The following is a 6,435-nucleotide window of genomic DNA, read 5'->3' on the forward strand; positions in this document are numbered from 1 at the left end:
GGAGTACGTTATGGCTGGTAGAACGCTATATGACAAATTGTGGGATTCCCACTTGGTTAAGCAGCGTGAAGATGGTTCTTCACTAATCTATATCGATAGACAACTTCTGCACGAAGTAACGTCACCGCAGGCTTTTGAAGGCTTACGTCTGGCTGGTCGTCCTTTATGGCGAACTGATGCTAATATCGCGACACCTGATCATAACGTCCCGACAACTGACAGAACTGGCGGAATTGAATCTATTACCGATGAAGTTTCACGTATCCAGGTACAAACCTTGGATGACAACTGCGAAGCTTTCGACGTGCTTGAATTCAAAATGTTAGACAAGCGCCAGGGCATTGTGCACGTAATAGGCCCAGAGCAGGGCGCTACCTTGCCGGGCATGACGGTTGTTTGTGGTGATTCCCATACCTCTACCCATGGCGCATTCGGTGCCTTGGCTCACGGTATTGGCACCTCTGAAGTTGAGCATGTTATGGCCTCCCAGACCCTTGTTCAGAAGAAGATGAAGAACATGCTTGTACGTGTGAACGGTTCAGTTGGCGAAGGTATCACAGGTAAAGATATCGTTTTGGCTATTATTGGCAAAATTGGTACGGCTGGCGGAACAGGTTGTGCAATCGAATTTGCAGGTAAAGCAATTGAAGAGCTATCTATGGAAGGTCGTATGACCGTTTGCAACATGGCTATTGAGGCCGGTGCACGAGTAGGTGTGATCGCAGTAGATCAAACCACCATAGAATATGTCAAAGGCCGTTCATTCGCGCCAAAAGGCGAGATGTGGGACGCCGCAGTCGAAAACTGGAAAGACTTGCACAGTGATGACGATGCTGTCTTTGATCAGGTTGTCGAGCTAGAGGGCTCTGAAATCAAACCTCAAGTTACCTGGGGAACCTCTCCTGAAATGGTGCTTCCGGTAGATAACAATGTGCCTAACCCTGACAACGCTAGTGATGCAGTTGAGAAAGAGGGCATCGAGAAAGCGCTTAAGTACATGGGCTTGGAAGCAGATATGCCTATTACTGACATTAAGCTGGACAGAGTATTTATTGGTTCTTGTACTAACTCAAGAATTGAAGATATTAGAGCGGCAGCAGAAGTGGTCAAGGGGCGCAAGGTTGCAGACTCTTTAACGCAGGCGCTGATTGTTCCAGGCTCTGGCTTGGTCAAGGAGCAAGCTGAGCAAGAAGGGCTGGATAAGATTTTCTTAGAAGCCGGTTTTGAATGGCGTGAACCGGGTTGCTCAATGTGCTTGGCAATGAATGCAGACAAGTTGGGTGAAGGCGAGCATTGCGCTTCAACTTCAAACCGTAATTTCGAAGGTCGCCAAGGCTTTGGTGGTCGTACGCATTTGGTTAGCCCTGCCATGGCCGCTGCGGCTGCCATAGCCGGTCACTTTGTTGATGTACGTGAATTTATTAAGGGGTAAAAGCGATGAAAAAGTTTACACAAGTTAAAGGTATCGTTGCTCCGATTGATCGTGCCAATGTCGATACCGATATGATTATGCCAAAGCAGTTCCTTAAGTCGATCAAGCGCACGGGCTTTGGTATTAACTTATTTGATGAGTTGCGCTATTTGGATGAAGGCTATCCTGGGCAAGACTGTTCAAAGCGCCCATTGAATATGGACTTTTCGCTTAACCAGGCGCGCTATCAGGGGTCAAATATTCTTATTGCACGTCAAAACTTTGGTTGTGGTTCATCTCGTGAACATGCGCCTTGGGCGCTTGATGATTATGGCTTTCGTGCTGTTATCGCGCCGAGCTTTGCGGATATTTTCTTCAACAACTGCTTCAAGAACGGTATTTTACCGATCGTTCTGAGTGAAGAAGATGTTGACGTAATCTTCAACGAATTATTCGCAAACGAAGGTTATGAACTAAGTATTGATTTAGAGCAACAAACCGTGACTTCACCGAGTGGTAAAGTATACAGCTTCGAAGTCGATGACTTCCGTAAGCACTGTTTGTTAAACGGTTTGGATGATATTGGCGTAACGCTAGAAAACGTCGAAGCAATCAAGGCTTATGAAGAGAAAAGAAAAGCTGAAGCACCTTGGTTATTTGTAGATTTTGAGCGATAAAACAGACTTATTGGATTATTTAAAAGAGTTTTCAAGATGAAAAAATTAGGACTTGTTGGTTGGCGAGGCATGGTAGGCTCCGTGCTAATGCAGCGCATGAAAGAAGAAAACGACTTCTCATTGGTTGAGCCTATTTTCTTCACAACCTCACAGGCTGGCCAAGATGCGCCAGATGTTGGTCAAAGTGAGAAAAAGCTTAAGAGCGCAACCGACATTGCTGAATTATCAGCAATGGATGTCATCATTACTTGTCAGGGTGGTGATTATACCAAAGAGGTATTTCAGCCACTGAGAGACTCAGGCTGGGACGGCTACTGGATTGACGCAGCTTCTGCGCTTCGTATGGATGATCAAGCGATTATCGTGCTCGATCCTGTTAACCGTGACGTGATCGATAAAGGCCTGGCATCAGGCGTTAAGAACTACGTTGGCGGAAACTGTACGGTCAGCTTAATGCTGATTGCGCTAGGTGGTTTGTTTGCTGAAGACTTGATTGAGTGGGTTTCACCCATGACTTATCAAGCAGCTTCAGGTTCTGGTGCCAAGCATATGCGTGAACTAATCTCGCAGATGGGTGATATTCATAATACTGTAATTAATCCACTATCAGACCCTGCAAGCGCAATCCTTGATATCGACAAAGCGGTCGCTGAAAGGCTGCGTTCTGATGAGTTTCCAAAAGACCAATTCGGTGTGCCGCTTGCGGGTAGCCTGATTCCTTGGATCGATACCCAGCTACCTTCAGGGCAAAGCAGGGAGGAGTGGAAAGCTGGCGCCGAGACAAACAAAATACTAGGCATTGAAGACACACCGATCCCTATTGACGGCCTGTGCGTGCGTATTGGCGCAATGCGTTGTCATAGCCAGGCCTTAACGATCAAGCTGAAGAAAGATATTTCAGTGGAAGAGATTGAGCAAAAATTAGCGAAGGCGAACGACTGGGTTAAGGTTATTCCGAATGATCGTGAGCAAACGATTAATGAGCTTACACCTACTGAAGTAACTGGTACGCTAAGCATTCCTGTTGGTCGTATTCGTAAGCTTACAATGGGGCCGGAGTATATTTCAGCGTTTACTGTAGGTGATCAGCTACTATGGGGTGCTGCTGAACCTCTAAGAAGAATGTTACGCATCTTGTTAGAACAGTAGTTAGCTCTGATTGAGCCATATTTTCAGTTTTACATAAACAATATGGCTCAATTCTTCCTCCCTTCTTGTACTACCTCTCATACTTCACGTTTTTACCGCTCAAGTATCCATCAAATCATTTCAAGCTGGCGAAACCCACACATATAGTCTATTTCTTATTGTCTAGATTTCTTTACTCTCTTGATCTGACGAATAGGATATTCTCGATGAAATTTGAAAAATACTTAACTGTGCTAGCACGTAATGACGGTTCTGATTTGTATTTAAGTACCGGCGCGCCGCCTTGCGCAAAGTTTCACGGAAAGTTAAAACCGCTAGAGCAAGAGCCTTTACAGCCTGGGGTAATACAAGATATTGCATATAGCGTGATGGATAGCGAACAAACAAAGGAATTTGAGCAAGAGCTAGAAATGAACCTAGCCTATACAATTTCCGGTGTTGGTCGCTTCCGTATCAATATATTCAAACAGCGAAACGAGATTTCAATCGTTGCACGTAATATCGTCACAGAGATTCCAAAGGCTGATGACCTGGGTTTACCGCAAGTATTAAAAGAGGTCGTAATGGCTAAACGTGGCCTAGTGTTATTTGTTGGTGGTACAGGTTCGGGCAAATCTACCTCTCTCGCAGCACTCATAGATCACCGTAACTCGAACGCAGGTGGTCACATTATCACTATCGAGGACCCTGTAGAGTTCGTCCATAAACATAAGAAGAGTGTAATAAACCAACGTGAAGTCGGGGTTGATACCCGAAGCTATAGAGCCGCGCTTAAGAATACTCTGCGTCAGGCGCCGGATGTTATTCTAATTGGTGAGATCAGGGACAGAGAGACGATGGAGCACGCGCTAGCCTTTGCTGAAACTGGCCATCTCTGTATTTCTACGCTCCACGCTAACAACGCAAACCAGGCGCTCGACCGAATTATCAACTTCTTCCCTGAAGACCGACGTATTCAGCTACTCAATGATTTAGCACTGAATATGCGTGCATTTATTTCTCAACGTCTAATACCAACAGTAGATGGAAAGCGTGCGGCGGCCATTGAGATTCTCTTAGGAACGCCAACTATCAGCGAATTAATCTTGCGTGGAGAGATTGAAGGCATAAAGGAAATTATGGAAAAATCCCAAGGTTTAGGGATGCAAACATTCGATACCGCTTTATTCAATCTACACAAAGCAGGCAAAATATCTCTTGAAGAAGCTATTAAGAACGCTGACTCTGCTAATAACCTTCGCTTGAAGATCAAGCTAAATGACTCGAATGGTGGAGAAGGGGATTCAAGTGAACCGTCTAAAGACACCATGGTCACGTCCAGCGCTTTGGAATTAAGCCTTGAAGAAATTAAGAAGGACGAACCCGAGGATGATTTTCCTTCGCCTTCATTTTAATGGTCCGAACTCGGCCTATAGTTTTAAAATAGCGTTTAGGCCCAGCGTGACAGGGTTGCTTAGGCATGAATGTCCGCATTTAATACTCAGACAACTCTAATAGGGTGCGCCATGCGCACCGCTGAACCCTGTGGCTCAAACAAACATAAATTGAGGTAACCCCCTAACCAGTAAGCAGAGCCTTCCACGGCTCGCAAGCGGGCTAGCACGGAGCAGAGTCATACTGATGGTGGAACCTTCTGGCAGCGAAGGGCACAATCTTCGCCGGTGCGCGCGGCGCACCCTATCAAGATAGAGATTATTCAGCCAAACCTGCATGTGGTGGACTAACGAAAAGAACACAGAGTGCTACCTTTCTCGAAGCCTGCTATCTTCACCTTCCTGCCTCTGACATAAGCCCAAGTTTATACTAGCAGTCACGACATTGCGGACATGGATATGAGTGAATGTTACTCTGACCCCAATATTTATGACCCCAATATTTAGAATGATGTTTAGGCTATTTTTACCTGATTGAGCTCATCGCAAAGTAAAAGCCCAGGCACGTTTTTAGACGACATGGCGAAAGGGGCGGGTTATAGTTCCTACTCTCCTAAGTACATATCTGTAATAACTAATCTTTATTATTGCTGATGCTTCGTTTGATAGCTTTCCACACGGTTTCGGCCATTTCGTTTTGCAGAATAAAGCGCATTATCTGCATTTTCCAAGAGATGCTTAGCTGTATCTGTTTTTTCAGGTATCGTAGAATAAACACCGATACTTACGGTGACAGCTTGATCAAAACCCTCAGCTTCAATGACATGCTGATCGATACGTTTTCGAATTCGCTCAGCGACAACGATTCCTCCCTCTAGCCCCGTTTGAGGTAACACGATGCAAAACTCTTCTCCGCCATATCGAGCGGCTAGGTCGGTAGGAAAGCGCAATTGTGTTGAGAGCTCAGTAGCAACGGCCTGTATACAAATATCACCAACCAAATGGCCAAAGTTGTCGTTTACAGCTTTAAAATGATCGATATCAATGAGTAGTATTGAAACGGGGTGCTGGTATCGTCTTGCTCGGATGATCTCCTGATCAACATATTGATCAAGATAACGGCGATTCTTAATGCCGGTTAGTTGGTCAGTGTCGCTAAGCTCTTTTAGGCGTTGATTCGCTATTTCCAGCTCCTTGGTTCGTGCTGCGACATTTTCTTCTAATTCATCGTTCGCTTGTTTTTGAACTGCTAAAGCGTGCTCCTGAGCTTCAATCCTTCCAGAGCGTTCATGATTGATTCGCTGAGCAAGAGCAAAAGAAAGTAACATTGCTTCTAGCAAAGAACCGAGCTGAACTGATTGGTCAGTGATAATGTTTCTGGGAATGATTTGGAACTTACTGAGTGCTAATAAAATTCCACCGACTAACAGCCCTGTCCAGGATATGACATACAAACCAGCGGACTTTTGACCCACGTACCAAGCATATACGCCAACTGACAGTGCCCATAAGCAGCTAAAGGCAGCATAGGGTATAAGAAAAACAATTGAATAATTGTAGGGAAACCATAGGTAACAGAGCATAGCTGCCAAACAAATAGCCGACAAAACATTTGCCTGTAGGGACAGCTGGTTTTTTAGTTCGCTAAGTTTTAGGAAGTACTTAGCAAAAAGTACTGCGAAAAGTAGAACGCCATTCAGGAATATGACCGTGGACGTATCGTTCCAGGAAGTGCTTTCCGGCCACAAATATTGAAAAGACCAACCGTTCAAACTGGCCAAGAACATTAACATGCTACAAATATAGCTGACATAAATTAGATACA

At 45.1% G+C, this 6,435-nt stretch carries 5 protein-coding genes; 4 read left to right on the top strand and 1 reads right to left on the bottom strand.

The features are described 5' to 3' along the window. The first annotated feature begins 10 nt into the window (after window positions 1–10). The 4 genes from leuC (at window position 11) to A3766_RS17390 (ending at window position 4,631) form a co-directional block, all read left to right on the top strand. Window positions 11–1,432 carry a 3-isopropylmalate dehydratase large subunit gene (leuC, locus tag A3766_RS17375; RefSeq protein ID WP_068510293.1) on the top strand — a complete coding sequence of 474 codons (1,422 nt, stop codon included), beginning with the start codon at window positions 11–13 and terminating at the stop codon, window positions 1,430–1,432. 5 nt (window positions 1,433–1,437) lie between these two features. Then, window positions 1,438–2,088, top strand: coding sequence for a 3-isopropylmalate dehydratase small subunit (gene leuD / locus A3766_RS17380; RefSeq protein WP_068510291.1), 651 nt, complete (start codon window positions 1,438–1,440; stop codon window positions 2,086–2,088). A 36-nt stretch (window positions 2,089–2,124) separates the two neighbouring features. Next, on the top strand, window positions 2,125–3,237 hold the full coding sequence (gene asd, locus A3766_RS17385) for an aspartate-semialdehyde dehydrogenase (RefSeq protein ID WP_068510289.1): 1,113 nt from the start codon (window positions 2,125–2,127) through the stop codon (window positions 3,235–3,237). A gap of 206 nt (window positions 3,238–3,443) precedes the next feature. Continuing rightward, window positions 3,444–4,631, top strand: a complete 1,188-nt coding sequence (locus A3766_RS17390; RefSeq protein WP_068510286.1) for a PilT/PilU family type 4a pilus ATPase — start codon at window positions 3,444–3,446, stop codon at window positions 4,629–4,631. A 623-nt stretch (window positions 4,632–5,254) separates the two neighbouring features. On the opposite strand, the gene A3766_RS17395 is transcribed toward A3766_RS17390, so the two are convergent. After that, window positions 5,255–6,435: diguanylate cyclase (locus A3766_RS17395; protein ID WP_156508949.1), on the bottom strand; the 1,181-nt coding region annotated here is incomplete at its 5' end.

It is taken from the genome of Oleiphilus sp. HI0132 (genome assembly GCF_001635845.1).

What these genes read in the sequence shown, in the direction of transcription:
- asd (WP_068510289.1), top strand. Translation starts at nt 2,125, where the DNA reads ATGAAAAAATTAGGACTTGTTGGTTGGCGAGGCATGGTAGGCTCCGTG.
- leuD (WP_068510291.1), top strand. Translation starts at nt 1,438, where the DNA reads ATGAAAAAGTTTACACAAGTTAAAGGTATCGTTGCTCCGATTGATCGT.
- A3766_RS17390 (WP_068510286.1), top strand. Translation starts at nt 3,444, where the DNA reads ATGAAATTTGAAAAATACTTAACTGTGCTAGCACGTAATGACGGTTCT.
- leuC (WP_068510293.1), top strand. Translation starts at nt 11, where the DNA reads ATGGCTGGTAGAACGCTATATGACAAATTGTGGGATTCCCACTTGGTT.